General features: G+C 58.0%; 14 protein-coding genes. 4 read left to right on the forward strand and 10 right to left on the reverse strand.

Translation table 11 applies throughout. The features are described from left to right. The first annotated feature begins 347 nt into the window (after window positions 1-347). The 4 genes from AMUC_RS00600 to AMUC_RS00615 all read left to right on the forward strand — a co-directional run bounded on the left by AMUC_RS00600 (window position 348) and on the right by AMUC_RS00615 (window position 5,272). Window positions 348-1,745, forward strand: a complete 1,398-nt coding sequence (locus AMUC_RS00600) for an efflux RND transporter periplasmic adaptor subunit (RefSeq protein WP_012419162.1) — start codon at window positions 348-350, stop codon at window positions 1,743-1,745. 66 nt (window positions 1,746-1,811) lie between these two features. Continuing rightward, window positions 1,812-2,516, forward strand: coding sequence for an ABC transporter ATP-binding protein (locus AMUC_RS00605; RefSeq protein WP_012419163.1), 705 nt, complete (start codon window positions 1,812-1,814; stop codon window positions 2,514-2,516). Further along, the gene (locus tag AMUC_RS00610) at window positions 2,513-3,877 is read left to right on the forward strand and encodes an ABC transporter permease (protein WP_012419164.1); all 1,365 of its coding nucleotides are present in this window, start codon (window positions 2,513-2,515) and stop codon (window positions 3,875-3,877) included. Before AMUC_RS00605 ends, AMUC_RS00610 begins: the two co-directional genes overlap by 4 nt. 21 nt (window positions 3,878-3,898) lie before the next feature. Next, on the forward strand, window positions 3,899-5,272 hold the full coding sequence (locus AMUC_RS00615; protein WP_012419165.1) for an efflux transporter outer membrane subunit: 1,374 nt from the start codon (window positions 3,899-3,901) through the stop codon (window positions 5,270-5,272). A 202-nt stretch (window positions 5,273-5,474) separates the two neighbouring features. On the opposite strand, the gene AMUC_RS00620 is transcribed toward AMUC_RS00615, so the two are convergent. The 10 genes from AMUC_RS00620 to AMUC_RS00665 all read right to left on the reverse strand — a co-directional run bounded on the left by AMUC_RS00620 (window position 5,475) and on the right by AMUC_RS00665 (window position 16,555). Then, window positions 5,475-6,611 carry an EstA family serine hydrolase gene (locus tag AMUC_RS00620; protein WP_012419166.1) on the reverse strand — a complete coding sequence of 379 codons (1,137 nt, stop codon included), beginning with the start codon at window positions 6,609-6,611 and terminating at the stop codon, window positions 5,475-5,477. A 124-nt stretch (window positions 6,612-6,735) separates the two neighbouring features. Next, a complete protein-coding gene (locus AMUC_RS00625; protein ID WP_012419167.1) occupies window positions 6,736-9,912 on the reverse strand; it encodes an efflux RND transporter permease subunit in 3,177 nt (1,058 codons plus the stop codon). Window positions 9,913-9,915: 3 nt separating this feature from the next. After that, entirely contained in the window at window positions 9,916-11,256 is a 1,341-nt protein-coding gene (locus tag AMUC_RS11670) for an efflux RND transporter periplasmic adaptor subunit (protein ID WP_052294409.1), read from the reverse strand. A gap of 78 nt (window positions 11,257-11,334) precedes the next feature. Next, window positions 11,335-11,760 (reverse strand): MarR family winged helix-turn-helix transcriptional regulator, encoded by a 426-nt coding sequence (locus AMUC_RS11675; RefSeq protein ID WP_012419169.1) that lies wholly within the window; start codon window positions 11,758-11,760, stop codon window positions 11,335-11,337. Between the two features lie 120 nt (window positions 11,761-11,880). Next, window positions 11,881-12,567 carry a tRNA (N6-threonylcarbamoyladenosine(37)-N6)-methyltransferase TrmO gene (gene tsaA, locus AMUC_RS00640; RefSeq protein WP_012419170.1) on the reverse strand — a complete coding sequence of 229 codons (687 nt, stop codon included), beginning with the start codon at window positions 12,565-12,567 and terminating at the stop codon, window positions 11,881-11,883. Between the two features lie 56 nt (window positions 12,568-12,623). Beyond that, the gene (locus AMUC_RS00645; protein WP_012419171.1) at window positions 12,624-13,898 is read right to left on the reverse strand and encodes a dihydroorotase; all 1,275 of its coding nucleotides are present in this window, start codon (window positions 13,896-13,898) and stop codon (window positions 12,624-12,626) included. Window positions 13,899-13,904: 6 nt separating this feature from the next. Then, window positions 13,905-14,834, reverse strand: coding sequence for an aspartate carbamoyltransferase catalytic subunit (locus AMUC_RS00650; protein WP_012419172.1), 930 nt, complete (start codon window positions 14,832-14,834; stop codon window positions 13,905-13,907). Window positions 14,835-14,862: 28 nt separating this feature from the next. Beyond that, on the reverse strand, window positions 14,863-15,396 hold the full coding sequence (pyrR, locus tag AMUC_RS00655; protein WP_012419173.1) for a bifunctional pyr operon transcriptional regulator/uracil phosphoribosyltransferase PyrR: 534 nt from the start codon (window positions 15,394-15,396) through the stop codon (window positions 14,863-14,865). Between the two features lie 26 nt (window positions 15,397-15,422). Then, on the reverse strand, window positions 15,423-15,833 hold the full coding sequence (locus AMUC_RS00660) for an AIR carboxylase family protein (RefSeq protein ID WP_012419174.1): 411 nt from the start codon (window positions 15,831-15,833) through the stop codon (window positions 15,423-15,425). 164 nt (window positions 15,834-15,997) lie between these two features. Beyond that, window positions 15,998-16,555 carry a hypothetical protein gene (locus AMUC_RS00665; RefSeq protein ID WP_143245890.1) on the reverse strand — a complete coding sequence of 186 codons (558 nt, stop codon included), beginning with the start codon at window positions 16,553-16,555 and terminating at the stop codon, window positions 15,998-16,000. Window positions 16,556-16,603 lie beyond the last annotated feature (48 nt).

A 16,603-nucleotide genomic window follows, 5' to 3' on the forward strand; every position in this document is an offset into this window, starting at 1 on the left:
CCGGGATTGCCCTCTTGGGCAACATTACTCCTGTCGGGATTCACCTCCTTTCCCCGCTCTTCTCACCCTCGCAGCATTTACAAATACGGAGAAGCCAATTCCCCAAAAGATCGAATGCGGCCACCGGCAACTGCCGCCTTCAGATATTTCGTGGCCCTCCATTCCCGCTCCTTCCGTCACTGGACGAGAAGGAAGAAAGGAAATATTATTAGTTAATAAACAGCAACTGTTAATAAACATAATAATCCCTTAGACATTTCCGGAAATCATGATAGGATCATGCTCCGTTGCGGAAAAGTTTTTAACATCCGTGCAACTTTTTCATTATTGCGAAGTATAATATAGTCGTGAAGGGATTCATCAAACTCATCATCGTCATTGCCGTTCTCGGAGGCATCTGGTTTGCCTGGGAACAGTGGAAAGGAAATGAAGCCATCCAGGTGGACTACCAGACAGAACCTCTTGAAAAAGGAAACCTGATGATCACCATCGAAGCAACCGGCGTCACGGAGCCTGATGAACTGGTAGATGTAGGCGCCCAGGTCAGCGGAATCATCATGGAGTTCGGCAAGGACCTGAACGGCAAGGTGGTGGATTATTCCAGCCCTGTAAAAGCCGGTCAGATGCTCGCGGAAATCGACAAGCTTCCCGTGCAGCTGGACGTTCAGAGGGCGGAAGCCTCCAAAGCGCAGGCCATTGCCGGAATCGCCCGCTCCAAGGCGGACATCCAGCAGGCCAAAGCCAAGCACCAGCAGGCCAGACTGGACCGGGAACGCGCGGAAAAGCTGGGGCCTGGGGATGCCCTGTCCAAATCCAGCTACGACCAGTATATTGCGGATGAAGAAACCGCCCGCGCCAACGTAGCCGTGGCGGAAGCCTCCCTGCAGGAAGCGGAAGCCTCCCTGAAACAGGCGGAAGCCGCGCTGAAAAAGGAAATGCGCAACCTGGAATACACCACCATCAAGTCCCCCGTGGACGGCGTCGTGGTCAAACGCCTGGTCAACATAGGCCAAACAGTGGTTTCCAGCATGAGCGCCTCCAGCCTGTTTTACATCGCCACAGACCTTTCCAAGCTGAAAATTTGGGCCGCTGTGAACGAGGCGGACATCGGCAGCATCCGCAAGGGGCAGGAGGTACTGTTCACCGTGGACGCTTTCGCCGGCCGCAAATTCAAGGGAACGGTGGACAAGATACGGCTGGACGCAACCATGACGTCCAATGTGGTCACTTACATCGTGGACATTGATGTACCCAATCCGGACAAGCTTCTTATCCCCTATCTGACGGCAAATGTCCAATTCGTGGTGGAGGACATACGAAACGCTTTCCTCGTTTCCAATGCGGCCCTCCGCTTCCGCCCGGAAACAGAACTGGTCAGTGCTGAACAAAAAGCGGCCTTTGACCGGATGCAGCCGGAGCTGGCCGCCCCCGTCCGGGACGGACAAAAGAAAAAAGCCGTGGTTTGGGAATTGCGGAACAATCTTCTTTATCCCCACCTGGTCACCAAAGGGGAAAGCAACGGCATGCTGACGGCCATTGCGGGAGAAACGCTCCGGGAAGGAATGGAAATCGTCTCTACGGCTCAGATACTGAACCGCTCCGACAGTTCGGGGGACGGTTCTTCCGCCTCCGCCGGCGGGGAAAACCCGTTCGCGCCCAAAATGCCCCCGCGCCGCAAGCCGAGCACAGGCAACACGAAAACGGCAGCCTCGGCTGGCAATGACGGGCCGCCCCCGCCTCCCTAACCCGGGGAACCGCCTTCATCCGACCGCTCAATCACTCTTTTTTACCGCATCAAGCATTCCAACAACGTGATCCGCTTACGTGACATAACCAAGGTGTACCACTTGGGAGAAATAGACCTTCAAGTACTCAAGGGCATCACCCTGGATATCAATGAAGGGGAATTCGTCTCCCTCACGGGGGCATCCGGCTCAGGGAAATCAACCCTGATGAATATCCTGGGCTGTCTGGACCGCCCTACCTCAGGCCATTACTATATTGCCGGGGAAGACGTTGCCAAATTCAACGCCGCAGAACGCGCCACTCTCCGGAACAAGCGCATCGGATTCGTCTTCCAGAACTTTAACCTGCTCTCCCGTACCACAGCCCTGGAAAACGTGATGATGCCTGCCGTATATGCCCACCCCGCCCTCAGCATGAAAGCCATGCGCGAACGTTCCGTGGAATTGCTGAATTTGGTAGGCCTTTCCGACCGCATGGACCACACCCCGGCCCAGCTTTCCGGCGGACAGCAGCAGCGCGTAGCCATTGCCCGTTCCCTCATCAACAACCCCAGCATCCTGCTGGCGGACGAACCAACGGGAAACCTGGACTCCACCACTTCCAAGGAAGTGCTGCACATGTTCAAGGACCTGAACCGCCAACAGGGAATCACAGTCATCCTGGTGACGCACGACCCCAAAATAGCCGCCTTCACGGACAGGGCCATCAACATGGCGGACGGCCTTATCTGCGAAGGGATTTCCGATATGCTTAGCAAGGACGACGTATGAAATTCCTTCCTCTCCTTAAAACCTGCATCAGGGCCCTGGTGCGCAATCCCATGCGCGCAGCCCTCACCATCCTGGGCATCATCATCGGCATTGCCGCAGTAATCGCCATGGTGGAAATCGGCCAGGGATCTACGCTCCAGATTAAAAATACCATCGCTTCCATGGGGGCGGACACGCTGAATATCCGCCCCGGAGCCATCTCCAAAAGCGGCGTCAATACCGGCGCGGGCGGACGGGCCTCCCTGACCAACGCAGACTGCGAAGCCATTGCGAAGGACTGCCCCATGGTTCTGCGGGCTACCCCCGTGGTGCGCGCCAGCGGCCAAGTCATTTACGGCAACAAGAACTGGAGCCCGGAAACTGTAGAGGGCGGTTCCGTGGAATACCTGAAAATCAAAAGCTGGTATGACATGGCGCGAGGCCAGCCCTTCTCCGAGGAAGATGTGGAACAGGCCAGGCGCGTGTGCGTCATTGGCCAGACGGTGGCCAAGGAACTTTTCGGGGACGAAGACCCGCTGGGCAAGGATATCCGCATCAAGAATGTCATGTTCAAAGTCATCGGCATCCTTCAGAAAAAAGGGGCCAACATGATGGGACGCGACCAGGACGACTCCATCATCCTCCCGTGGACAAGCATCCGCTACCGCCTCCAGGGCCTGGGCGGCGGTTCCACCACCACTTCCACCGGCAACAGCACCACCACCTTCAACCGGGCAGATAAATACACCGCCAGTTCCGTGGATTACTACACGGAAACTACGGACCAGCCCTATACGGACGCGCCCCATCCGCGGCGCTTCAACAATATTGATTCCATCATGGCTCAGATTTCAGACCCGGAACGCTCCTCCGAGGCCATTGACCAGATTACGGAAGTGATCCGTGCCAAACACAACCTCAAGGACGGCCAGCTGGACGATTTCCGGGTATGGGACATGGCGGAAATGTCCCGCGCCATGAGCAGCACCACGGAAGTGATGACCAATCTGCTGATGATCGTGGCCATGATCTCTCTGGTCGTCGGCGGCGTCGGCATCATGAATATCATGCTCGTTTCCGTCACGGAACGGACCAAGGAAATTGGCCTGCGCATGGCGGTGGGCGCCCGTCCGCAGGATATCATGCGCCAGTTCCTGCTGGAAGCGGTGCTGCTCTGCGTGGTGGGCGGCGCGCTGGGCATCATGCTCGGCAAGGCGATCTCCATCATCGTCAGCCGCACCATGAACTGGGCCACGGCCTCCTCCCCGGAAGCCATGGCTCTGGCTGTAGGCGTCTCCGTATTCATCGGCCTGGCCTTCGGATGGTACCCCTCCTGGAAGGCGTCCAAGATGGACCCCATTGATGCCCTTCGCCACGAATAACACCTTACTTTTTATTTTTCCATGTCATCCACGTTCAAACATCTCCCCCTTCTGGCCGCCTGTTTCCTTGGCTCCTGCATGGTAGGCCCTGATTTCCGGACGCCGACCAATGACCTCCCCGCCACGTGGGAGGCGAACAGGCCCCCCCACAGTTCGGACAAAGATTTGCGTTCCTGGTGGAATATCTTTGGAGACCCCCAGCTCAACCGCCTGGTCTCCACCTCCCTCAACAACAATCCGGACATGAAGGTGGCTTTGCTCCGCATCCGGGAGGCCAGGGAAAAGCTCCGCGTCTCCCAGGCATCCCTGCTTCCCTCCGCAGACGCCAGCGCCGGGTGGAGCCTGTCCCCGGACAGAGGTTTTCGCAGCTCCACTTCCCAGAACTTCTCCCTGGGAGCGTCCACCTCCTGGGAGCTGGACCTCTTTGGCGGCAACCGGCGTTCCATCGAGGCCTCCCGCGCCTCCCTCATGTCCACAGAAGCTTCCGCAGGAGCCGTGCGCACAGCCCTGCTGGCGGACGTCGCCACGGCCTACTTTGACTGGATTACCGCCTGCGAACAGCTCCGCATCGCCAGGGAACAACTGGAAATCCAACGCAGCACCCTCACCATTGCGGAAAAACGCTACAAAACGGAATTCGCCCCCCGTCTGGATGTGGAGCAGGCCACCTCCACCGTCGCCTCCACGGAAAGCCGCATCCCGCAACTGGAAGCACAGGTGGCCTCCTCTAAAAACCAGCTCGCCGTGCTGCTGGGAACATACAATTCCCGTGTAGAACTGACGCTGCCCAAAGCTTCCGTCTTTGAGAAAACGCCCACCGTTCCGGTAGGCCTCCCCTCCGAACTCCTGCGGCGCAGGCCCGACGTTATCGCCGCTGAGGCGGACCTGCACGCGGCCGTGGCCAACGTGGGCGTAGCCGTAGCGGATCTGTACCCGCGCTTCAGCCTGACGGGCTCCCTTTCCAGCCGCGGCGGAGATTTCGGCCAGCTCTTCAGGGAAAACAACAACGCTTGGTCCCTGGGAGGGAATCTGCTCCAGCCCCTGTTCCGGGGCGGAGCCCTGAGAGCCACGGTACGCGCCCAGAAAGCCGCAGCAGAACAAGCTGCGGAAACTTACCGCAAAACGCTCATTACCGCCGTCTCCGAGGTGGAGGACGCCCTGATCGCCTATGGCAGCTATACCTCCCAGATGCAATACCTGCACAAGGAAAACAACGCCAACAGAGAAGCGTTCCAGCTCTCCCGCACCCTGTACATCAACGGCGAGACGGACTTCCTGAACGTGATCACCGCCCAGCGTTCCTGGCTCAGCTCGGAGGAATCCCTGGTCACCATGAAGCAGAACATCCGCAAGGCCGTGGTGCAGCTCGCGCGCGCCCTGGGCGGAGGGTGGTAACCAGCCGCTCCCTCCAAAGGCCGGGGTCGCCATCCCCGGCAAACGGAACCCTGATTTTTCAACAGGGGACACGGCAACAAGGGAATGACTGAAGAATCATTCTTTGTCCCCCCACATTCAGATTAAAAAAGGCCGCAAGAATAGGAACGAATAAACTATCCGGAAACTTCCGATGGAATTGAACAGATAGCCGGGGCTCAGGTTAAGAACACTCTCCAGCCACTTCTTTCATGACTGCGCTGATAAGGTTCCGGGTCTTCACGCCGGGCAGCACGTTCAAGTCCATGCGGTTCATCGCGTAGCCGAAGGAAAGGCCGTGGGCCGGATCCGCAAAGGCATGGGAACCGCCCGCCCCGGCATGACCGAAGCCGCCGGAGCCGAACAGATGGCGCAGCTTGCGGCCCGTGGCGGGGTCTGCGGGATCGTGCATGAAGCCGCAGGAAAAGGCGGTGGGCGTTTTCAGCGTCAGGTCCGGCCCGTCAATGACGACGTTCCGCATCCAGCCGCGCACGTCGGACGGGAATACCCGGAGTTCATCCAGCCCCAGGCAGGCCTGGTAGAACTGCGCCATGCCGCGGGCGGAAGCCACGCCGCCAAAGGCCGGAACTCCGTACACCCACGCTTCCGGCGTGTTCATCTGCCGCACACTGTTCAGCCCTATCAGAGTATTGAACGCACGGTTTACGGGCGTGCCCTTGTTCATGTATTCCAGATAAAACGGCGTACCCATGTTGGACATGTCCATCTTGCCGGGATACAGCGTCGCCACGCGGTTCCATTCGGATTCCGGCAACCCGATGTAAAAATCCAGATTCAACGGTTTGCGGATGCATTCCTCCCAGTAACGCCACAGGCGTTCCCCGGTCAGCCGCAGCATGAGTTCATCAAGCATCACTCCGTAAGTATGCGGATGGTAACCGTGTTCCGGCGGCTGCCACGCCGGAACGGTTTCCTCCAGGGCGCGCACGCAATCCTCATGGTCAAACACGCTTGCCGTCCGGGAGAAAGCCGCCAAACCGCATTGATGGGACATCATCTGCGCGATGGATGCATAGGGCAGCGGGAATTCAGGCCACAGTTCCCCCATGCTCATCTGCGGCGAGGCTCCCTGCTGGTGCAGGGCCAGCAGAAGGGTGGCGGATGCGGCTCCCTTGGTGGCGGAGTAAACGGGCACCAGCGAATGTTCCGTCCATGGACGCGTTTTATCCGCTGCGGCAAACCCGGAATGCAGGGAAACGATTTCCCTTCCCTCCTTCCAGACAGAAACGGAGGCGCCCAATTCTCCGTAGTTACGGAAGTTTTCCTGAAAAGCTTCAGTTATCTGCCGGTACTCATTCATTCCCTTAAAATGACCCGGCGTTACTCCCGGCGTCCGGACAAGAAAATACTCCCCTCCGGTTCCGAAAGCAAGCTCCGGCGCTGCCCTGGATGGTCAGCGCCGGAACAGGACAATCTGTAAAACATCAGTCCTTCGTATGGGCGGCCAGGTATTTCCTGGCTCCCACTTCATCCGGATCCTCCTTCAGATCATTCAGGGAGAATTTAATACGGAATAATCTCATGATGAACACATAAGAACATGGAATCAGAAAAGCGCCCACCAGTGTAGCCACCCCCATGCCAATCACCACCACCGTACCGATAGCGTTGCGCGCCAGAGCTCCGGAACCGGAGGAAAGCATCAGGGGGATACATCCCAGAACGAATGCCAGAGAAGTCATCAAAATGGGACGCAGGCGCAGACGCGCGGCAACCAGCGTAGCCTCCATCAGGCCCTTGCCGCGCTGCATCTCCAGATTGGCGAATTCCACGATGAGGATGGCGTTCTTGGCCGCCAGACCCACCAGCATCACCAGACCGATCTGCGCGTAGAGCGTCAGCTCCATGCCCTGCCAGAACAACCCTGCATAGGCCCCCAGCACGGCAATGGGAACCGTGAGGAAAACCGCCAGGGGAAGAGACCATTTCTCATAAAGCGCCACCAGGATAAGGAAGGCGAAAACGGCGGACATGGTGAAGATGGCCCCCAGCCCAATACTGTTGCGCACTTTATTTTCCTGGAAGCTCATGTCCTGGTAGTCGAAGCCAACCTTCGTAGGATCCATCGTCTGATGGAACACTTCCTCCAGCGCGTCCATCACCTGCTGGGTGGAGTGGCCGGGCCGGGGCATCACGTTCAATTTGGCGGCGTTGTAGATGTTATGGTGCATCACGAATTCCGTATCCTCTATCTCTCTGATGTTTACCAGGGCGGAGAGAGGCACGCGGGCTCCGTCCGCGTTCGTGACAAAGAAGCCGTCCATCTTCTCCAGGCTGGCGCGGTCTTCGCCCTGCGCCTGGATATACACTTGCCACTGCTGGCCGAAGGCATTGAAGTAATTGATGAAGGAGGAACCGTTGTAGGAGGCCAGAATGCCGTTGGCCACGTCAATATCCACCTTGTGGAATTTGCATTTTTCCTTGTCCAGGTTCACGTACTTCTGCGGCATGTCCGCCATCATCATGTCTATGCACAAGGCTATTTCCGGACGCCGGGAAGCCGCTTCCTGGAACCGTTGCACCTGTTCATGCAGATAAGCTACGCCCTGCCCTTCCAGATCCTCCAGTACCATCGTAACCCCGTTGGCGGTTCCCACGCCGGGGATGGCGGGAGGTTCCAGCACCATCGCCATACCGTCCAGGCCGGCCTGGGCCAGCTTTCCCTGAAGCTTTCCGGCCAGCTCCGCGGAGGTTTCCGGCCGTTCGCTCCAGTCCTTGAGCTCAATGTAGGCAATGCAGGCGCCGGGAGTCTGCACGCTGTTGAGGATGTTGAGCCCCACCACGGTAGTAAGGTTCTTCACGGCGGGATCCTGGAGGGCCGCCTCAAATTTTTTGTCCTGTTCATAGGCAACCTGCAGGGAGGTATTCGGCTTCAGGATCAGGCAGGCCAGCAGAAAGCCCTGGTCCTCATCCGGAAGAAAGCCGCCGGGAACGCGCTCCGCCACAGGAGCCACCGCCCCCCAGAATAACAACAGGAGGGGGATGGAAATCGCCAGCTTGCGGGCCAGGCTTCCGCACATGCGGGTATAGCCGTTGGAGACACGTCCGTAACACCAGTTGAACAAACGGTGAAATGGGGAAAAGAGGCTCTTCCTGCCCGCATTCCGGGGTTTCAGCAACAGGGCGCACAAGGCAGGGGAAAGCGTCAGCGCATTAAAGGCGGAAATGAGCATGGAAATGGCGATGGTCACGGCGAACTGCTTGAACAGCGTTCCCGTGATGCCCTCCAGCAGCAGGGAAGGCAGGAATACCGCCGCCAGCACCAAGGCAATGGCGATGACGGGGCCGGATACCTCCTGCATGGCGGCGAAGGAAGCCATGCGCGGATTGAGCCCCTTGTCTATGTGCTCCTGCACGGCTTCCACCACCACAATGGCGTCATCCACAACCAGGCCGATGGCCAGCACCATGCCAAGAAGGGAAATGGTGTTCAGAGAAAACCCCAGGACGGGAAAGAGGCAGAACGTGGAAATAAGGGAAACCGGAACGGCGATGAGCGGAATGAGGGTGGCGCGCCAGTTTTGAAGGAAAACATACACGACCAGGGCCACCAGGATGACGGCTTCCATGAACGTGTGCTTGATTTCATCAATGGAATAGCGCACCGCCGTAGTCGTATCCAGGGAAACGCGCCCGGTAATTCCTTCCGGCATCAGCGGAGCCTTGGCTTCCAGCAGTTTTTCCACGCGGTCCGCCGTAGCGATGGCGTTGGAACCCGGAGACTGGAAGATAACGATAGCCGCGGAAACTTCTCCGTTCAGGCGGCCGGTGGCGGAATAGTCTTCAGCTCCCAGTTCCACCTTGGCAATATCTTTCAGGTACAGGATTTCATCCCCATTCTGGCGAATGATGATGTCTTCAAATTCATGGGGCTCCGAAAGACGCCCCTGAGTGCGCACGGTAATGGTCTGCTCCTGGCCGTCCGGCACGGGGTCCGCCCCAATCTTGCCGCCGGGGTTGGTGGTGTTCTGGGCGGAGATGGCGCCCCGCACTTCATTGACGGAAACGCCGTAATGGGTCATTTTGGACGTATCCAGCCAGATGCGGATGGCATAACGCCCCGCGCCGTACACCTGAACTTCCCCCACGCCCTCCACGCGCTTGAGTTCATCCACCAGCTTCACCTGGGCATAGTTCGCCAAATCCACGGAATTATAACTGCCGTCCGGGGATGTCAGGGAATAAATCATCAGCGGAAGCCCCGGCTGCTGCTTGATGGTCACGCCCGTGCTCTGAACTTCCTGCGGAAGCTGGGAGGAGGCCTGCCCATAGCGCATATTGGTCAGCACCTGGTCAATATCCGTATCAGAACCCGGTTCAAAAATGACGGAAAGGTTATACACGCCGTTGTTGGAGGAAACGGACGTCATGTAGTCCATGCCCTGCACGCCGGAAATCTGGCGTTCCAGGGGAGTGCCCACGGAATCCGCCACCGCCTGCGCGCTGGCCCCCGGAAACATGGCCTGAAGCTGGATGGTGCGCGGCGTGATTTCCGGATACTGGGAAATAGGCAGGTTGAACATGCAGACCAGCCCCAGCAGCGTGGTCACAATGGCAATCACGGCTGCGATTGCGGGATGCTTGATGAAAAACGCACTCATGGCTTATTTGGCAGTTACGGAAGGAGTGGTGGAAACAGGGGCGGTATAGATGAAGGGAACGGGGACAACCGTCCCGAACCCTTCCGTGGCACCATGTTCCCGCATCAGGCTGTTCGCCTTGGAATACTGGGCGGCCATCATGCCGCCTTCCACAATGACGGGAGCATCCGCCGGCTTTCCGAATCCTATTTCCTTCAGAGATTCCGGAATGGGCTTGACCGTTCCCGTCACTATCTGCATCAGCATGGGGGCCGTTCCGCCCTTGCCGTCAGGCATGTCAAGGACTACGGTTTCCCCCGGCTGCACGTCAATGCGGCGCGGCGTCCCGTCCGGAGCCACCACCATGATGTTGCGGTGGTTCATGGAAGAAAGCAGGGCGCGGGCGGGAACCAGCAAGGCATCCTTCTCCGTACCCGTCACGGCGCGCACGCGCACCGCCATTCCGGAACGCAGTTTCAGATCCGGATTGGGAATATGGCCGATGAAATTGACGGTGCCCGTCGAACGGCTCACCTCGCTGTCCACGGAAACCACCTTCCCCTTCTTTTCAAAGACGGAGCCGTCTTCCAGAATCAGTTCAAAATCCGGCATGTCTCCCATGCGCCCGGTTTTCACATTCACGGTTCCATCCATCAGACGGCTGAGAACCTGTTTTCCCGTCACGGAAAAATCCACCCGGATGGGGTCGATGGAAGACATGGTAGTGAGCGGCGAGCCGCTGGCGGAAATCAGTTCCCCCACGCTGGCCGTCGCCTTGGAAGCCAGTCCCCGGAACGGCGCGCGTACTTTGGTGCGGTCCAGATTGATCCGGGCGTTTTCCAGGGAGGCTTCCGCCTGCTTGATGCCCGCTTCCGCCTCTTCCAGAGCAGCCTGCATCTCCTTAAGGTTCTGTTGCGCGTCCGTCAGGTTCTTGACGGAAATAGCCCCCGTCCTGATCAGTTTGTCATAGCGGTCCAAATCCTTCTGCACCCTGTTCAGAGAAGCTTCCGCCTGAAGTTTGACGGCACGAGCCGTAGCCAGGTTGGCCGCCTCCCTGTCCACGGCGGCCTGATAGGTAGCCGGGTCAATTTCAAAGAGCAGTTCTCCCTTGTTGCAAATGGAGCCGTCCCAGTAAACCTGGCGTATCAGCGTTCCGGAAACTTGCGGCCTGATGTCCGCCTGCTCCACCCCGCGCAAATGGCCGAACCAGGAAGATTTCAACTCCACCGTTCTCTGCTCCATATTCATCACGGAAACCTTGAGCGGAGGCATTTCCCTCCGGTTTGCAGCATCCGCAGCGCCGTTGTCTTCCCGGCACCCTGCCAGCCCGCACAGGGCCGCTATCAGTATATAGTGTGCTTTCATGTTGTTGGTTAACAATATTATTGAAGCATGCTTCATATTTTTCCAAACCCGTTCCCCGGAAAAAAGCACGGGCTTTTATTATTTGAGATTGTCGTACATGCGCCGGAGCAGATCCCTCAGCATGCTGCGGCTTTCCTCCGGCACCCCGTCCAGCAGCGTATTTTCAATCACTCCTATCTGCTGGCAAATGGACTCATGAACTCCCCGGCTCATATCCGTCAGGTACACATTCTTCAGCCGTCCGTCTTCACTGTCAAAAGCCGTGGTTACCCAGCCCTTCTGTTCCAGCCTCTGGACAATTCCCTTGGCCGTGGTATGGGAGACTCCCAAATGCCGCTCTATGTCCCTCTGGGAGACGTTTTCTCCGTCACGGGACATCAGGTAAGCCAGCACCCGGCCCTGGGAGGCCGTAACACGCTCCAGAGTCAAGCCGCGCGTAAGCATCATATCCACGCGGTCCGTAATCATTTTCATCAAAAACGAAATCGTAAAAGGGTCGGCCATAAAACAATGAAGCATGCTTCAAAAATGTACCGATAGGTACTCTTTATCCGGACGCAAGTCAAGCGGAATCAGAATGACAGAGCGCGTGAAAAACACGTTGGCCTCACCAGTAAAAATAAATCAAAGGCCGGAACCGCTTCGCCTCCTTTCCAGGGACAATACGCACAGCCGCTTTCCCTCTACCTTGAATTTCACCTCCCAGCCAGAGAACAAAAGGCCGTAAACCCGTTCCGGATCATCCTGATACTGGGGACGGGGATCCAGGGACAGCGTATCTTCCAGTGCACTCCTCTCTTCCGGAGACATGGAATCGCCAAAAGATTCGGGAATTTCCACATCCAGCCGTTCATAGGGGACAGCCGTAAACCCTTCCGACGCCTCCGGAATGCAGTCCGCCAGAGGAACATAGGGCTTGATATCCAGAATGGGGGTGCCATCCACCAAATCCACGCCGGAAAGATGCAATACCGGGCCGTCCAGAGGATGCAATTCCACCCGTTCCAGCCTGACGGCAGACAACCCGATGGGATTGGGACGGAACGGCGCACGCGTGGCGAACACCCCCATGCGCACATTGCCCCCCAGCCGCGGAGGCCGGACCGTAGGGCTCCACCCCTTATCCACGTTTTCACTGAACACCCAGACCAGCCACAGATGGGAAAACCCTTCCAGACCACGAACGGCATCCGGATGGCGGAACGGCGGCTCAAATACCAGCCGCGCCCGCGCATCCGGAACCAGGCCGCTCTGGCGCGGCGCACCGAATTTGTCCGGATAACACGTGCTGACGCGGGCGACGGGCTGCAAGCGGAGACTGATAGTTAATAATTAATAGCTGCCGGCCTTTCTCCGTGACGCTTTCATCAGAAGCGGTGGAGCTGTTCTCCGAACACCACGGCATCCACTTTTCCCTTCAAGGTCTTGCCCAGGAATGGAGTGTTGCGGGCGCGGCTGCGGAGCGTTTCATCCGTGACGGGCGTTTCTCCTTCCGGGTCAAACACCACCAGATTGGCCGGAGCCCCTTCTTCCAGGGAGACGGGGGCCAGCCCCATCAGCCTGCGGGGAGCATCGCTGCAGGCGCGCACCACCGTCTGCCAGGACATTTTTCCAGGTTCCACCAGATACTGGTAAATAGCGGGCAGGAACGTATCCAGCGCAATCATGCCCTGCGGGGCGACAACGAAATCCTGAAGTTTGGAAAACGGCGTGCAGGGCGTGTGATCGGAAACAATGCAGTCAATGGTGCCGTCATTCACGGCGGCAATCAGGGCATCCACATCCGACTGGTCGCGCAGGGGCGGCAGCGTCTTGTAGCAGGTATCGTACCGGCCCACGTCCTCATGCGTGAACAGGAGATGGTGAAGCGCCGCTTCCGCGCTCAACCCGGCGGTTTTCTGCTTGCAGCGGCGCAGGATATCCACGCTGCCGGCCGTAGAGACGGTCTGCACATGCAGGGAGTTGCCCGTATCCACGGAAAGGCGGATGATGGTTTCCAGCCCTATTTCCTCCGCACAGGAGGGGGAGCCCATCAACCCCAGACGGTAGGAAGTAGTGCCCGGGTGCATGGCCGCCCTGGCCGTCAGGGACGGCACGTCTCCGCGCAGGGCGAAAGTAAGGTTCAAATTGCTGGCGTACTGCATGGCGCGGTACAGCAGCAGCATGTTGTCCGGCGCACGGTCCCCGTCCGTGATGAAACGGACGCCCTTGGCGCGCAGGGAGTCGTAGGAGGCCTGCTCTTCCCCGCCGTCCCCCTTGGTCAGGCACCCGGAGGGGATAACCTCCACCAGAGCATCCGTCCGGCATATTTCCATGAACGTGGTAATCTGGGCGGCATTGTCCATCACGGGTTCGGTATCCGGCATCGCCATCAGTCCGGTCACTCCTCCATGCAGGGCGGCGGCGGTAGCCGTAGCCACACGTTCCTTGTCCTCCCGGCCGGGCTGGCACAAATGGGCATGGATGTCGAACAGGCCGGGCAGAACAAGCTTCCCGGAAGCATCCAGCGCCTTTTCCGCGGCGCTCTCCAAAAGCGTTCCGGCAGGAGCTTTCGCTGTAATCACCCCCCCGGAAACCAGAAGGTCCGCCGGGGCGGAACCGTCCGTCAGCCGGGCGTTGCGAATAAGTACGGAAGTTTTCATGAACAATCAGTGCTGGGTTTGCGGAGTGAGATGGTAAAGGATGGACATGCGGCAGGCGATGCCGTTTTCCACCTGGCGGTTGATCAGGCAGCGCTCATAGTCCATCGCCAGGTCACAGATTTCCACGCCGCGGTTGACCGGCCCCGGATGCATGATGTACAGGCCTTCACCGGAAATGCGCTTCAGGCGTTCTTCCGTGACGCCGTAAATCTTGTTGTACTCCCGGGCGCTGGGGAAGAAAGGGGCGTCCTGCCGCTCTTTTTGAACGCGCAGCAGGTAAATTACGTCCGGCTTCCAGGCAAACGCCTCATTGAAATCGGAAAAACGGGGAATGCCGGAATGTTCGGTACGCGGCACCAGGGAACCCGGCCCCAGGAAGGCGACCTCCATCCCCAGCCTCTTCATCAGCAGGGAGGTGGAACGGGCCACGCGGGAATGCAGGATGTCCCCCACAATCAGAACGCGCTTTCCCCTCACATCCGGAAACACCTCCCGGATGGTAAAGGAATCCAGCAGCGCCTGAGAGGGATGGGCGTGGGCTCCGTCCCCGGCGTTCACCACACTGGCGCAGGTATGGCGCGCAATCACGTTCGGCAAGCCGCTGTTGTAATGGCGCACGATTACATAATCCACTTTCATGGCCTGGAGCGTGGCGATCGTGTCCTGTACGGATTCCCCTTTCACCACGGAAGAGGTGGACACCGTGAAATTGGTCACGTCCGCAGACAGGCGTTCCGCCGCTACCTCAAAAGAGGAACGGGTGCGGGTGCTGGGTTCATAAAAAAGCGTCAGAACGGACTTGCCTTTCAGGGCGGGCACCTTTTTGACGCTTTTGGTAAAAAGCTCCTTCATCGGGCCGGCCGAATCCAGCAGCGTGTGAATTTCCTCGTCAGTCAATGAGGAGATATTAAGAAGATCCTTGCGGGGATGATTCATGGGAAACGGAGAATGGATTGGGAAATTTTCAGTGGGAGGGAATGACCACGCTGTCCTCGCCGTCAGCCTCCTTCATGCTTACGATGACCTTGGCTCCGGCATGGTCCAGCACGTGCCCCGTATAATCCGGCTGGATGGGAACTTCCCGCCCGCCGCGGTCAATCAGGCACGCCAGTTCAATACGGGCTGGACGGCCGTAGTCGAAAAGGGCGTTCAGGGCTGCACGTATGGTGCGCCCCGTATAAAGGACGTCGTCCACCAGCACGACCCTCATGTCATCCGTGGAAAACGGCAAATTGGAGGAACGGAGGGAAGGCCGGGCTTCCAGCTTGAAGATGTCATCCCGGTACAGGGAAATATCAATAGAGCCGTACTGGGCTTCCACTCCCAGCTCCTTTACCTTGTCCACCAGACGCCGGGCAATCACATCCCCCTGGCTGAGCAGGCCGACGATGGCGAGAGGTTCTCCGGGGAAACGGGCCACAATGCCGTGGGCCATGCGCTCAAGCGCACGGGAAATTCCCGGACCGTCCAATACGATTTCCTGTGAAGGAGGAGTCATTTGCCGGATGGGGGAAAAAGTTCACGTTACAGCCCCGCCAGTTTTAAAATGCGGTGGGCGGCCATGGCGGCATTGACGGGGGTTTTCTTATGCAAGCCAACCGTAGTGCAGGGCACGCCGCCGGGACACTGGGCAATCGCCAGCAGGGCGTCAATGCCGTTCAGGGGGCCTCCGGGGACCGGCACGCCGATAACCGGGAGGGAACAGCTCATCACCACCACGCCGGGAAGGGCGGCGGACAGGCCGGCCACAGCCAGGATAACCGCTTTTTCTCCGCTGGCTTCCAAATCCCCCAGGAACCTGATCAGCTCCGGAAGGTCGCGGTGGGCGGACAGAACGGTTTCTTCATAAGGAACATTCTCCTGAGCAAAATACTCGCGGGCCGGTTCCATAAAGGGCTTATCATTCGGGCTGCCGTAGATGACGATGACTTTCATGGCTGTGTGTGCGGTTGTGAAACTTGCAGATTATGCCCCCAAGCCCCCTGCCCTGGCAAGACTTAACCTGCAAAAAAAGGAAGGCCCCGGGTGGAAATGGACAACGGGAGAAAGGAAACACAGGAGTTCCGGAACCGTTCCGGGAAATTGGCCCGGCATCCCGGTCATTCCTCCAACCCAGATTCGCCCATCCCTCCGCCCTCTCCGGGAACCTTCAGTTTTCCGGAGAGGATATCCTTCCTGATACGGTAAAGAGCCTTCAACCTTTCCTTATCATCCAATCCTTCCGTTTCCCGCATCAGGTATAAAGAAAACTGTACGGAACAATTCTCCAGCCGATATTTTTCCAGAATGCTCCCCCCCATTTTCATGTATTGGCCTCCGTACTTTCCGTAAGCGTTCTGAATTTCATCGGCAGTCATCTTCTCTCTTTCCACCCGTTCCAGCAATTTCCCGGACTCCCTAATCATCTTCAGATGCATGGCGCGGTAATCGGAAGGGCATTTATCCAGAATCCCAGCCCATTCGGGAGATTGAATATATTTCAGCGTGGCCACCAGCACCGCACGATTATCCTTTTCCTCCAACTCCACAATGCACATCCAAATAATGCCCAGCTGCAAATGCCTGGCCATGGCCTCCCTGTACGCCGCTATTTTCTTTTCATCCTCCATTTCCAAATCCACATTAGCCATGGAGGGCGCCGCTATATCCTGGGACATGCCGGAAAAAGTCATCAAAAACGCAGGGAGAATTCCCCACCGGAACAG

The organism is Akkermansia muciniphila ATCC BAA-835 (assembly GCF_000020225.1).
GTDB lineage: Bacteria > Verrucomicrobiota > Verrucomicrobiia > Verrucomicrobiales > Akkermansiaceae > Akkermansia > Akkermansia muciniphila.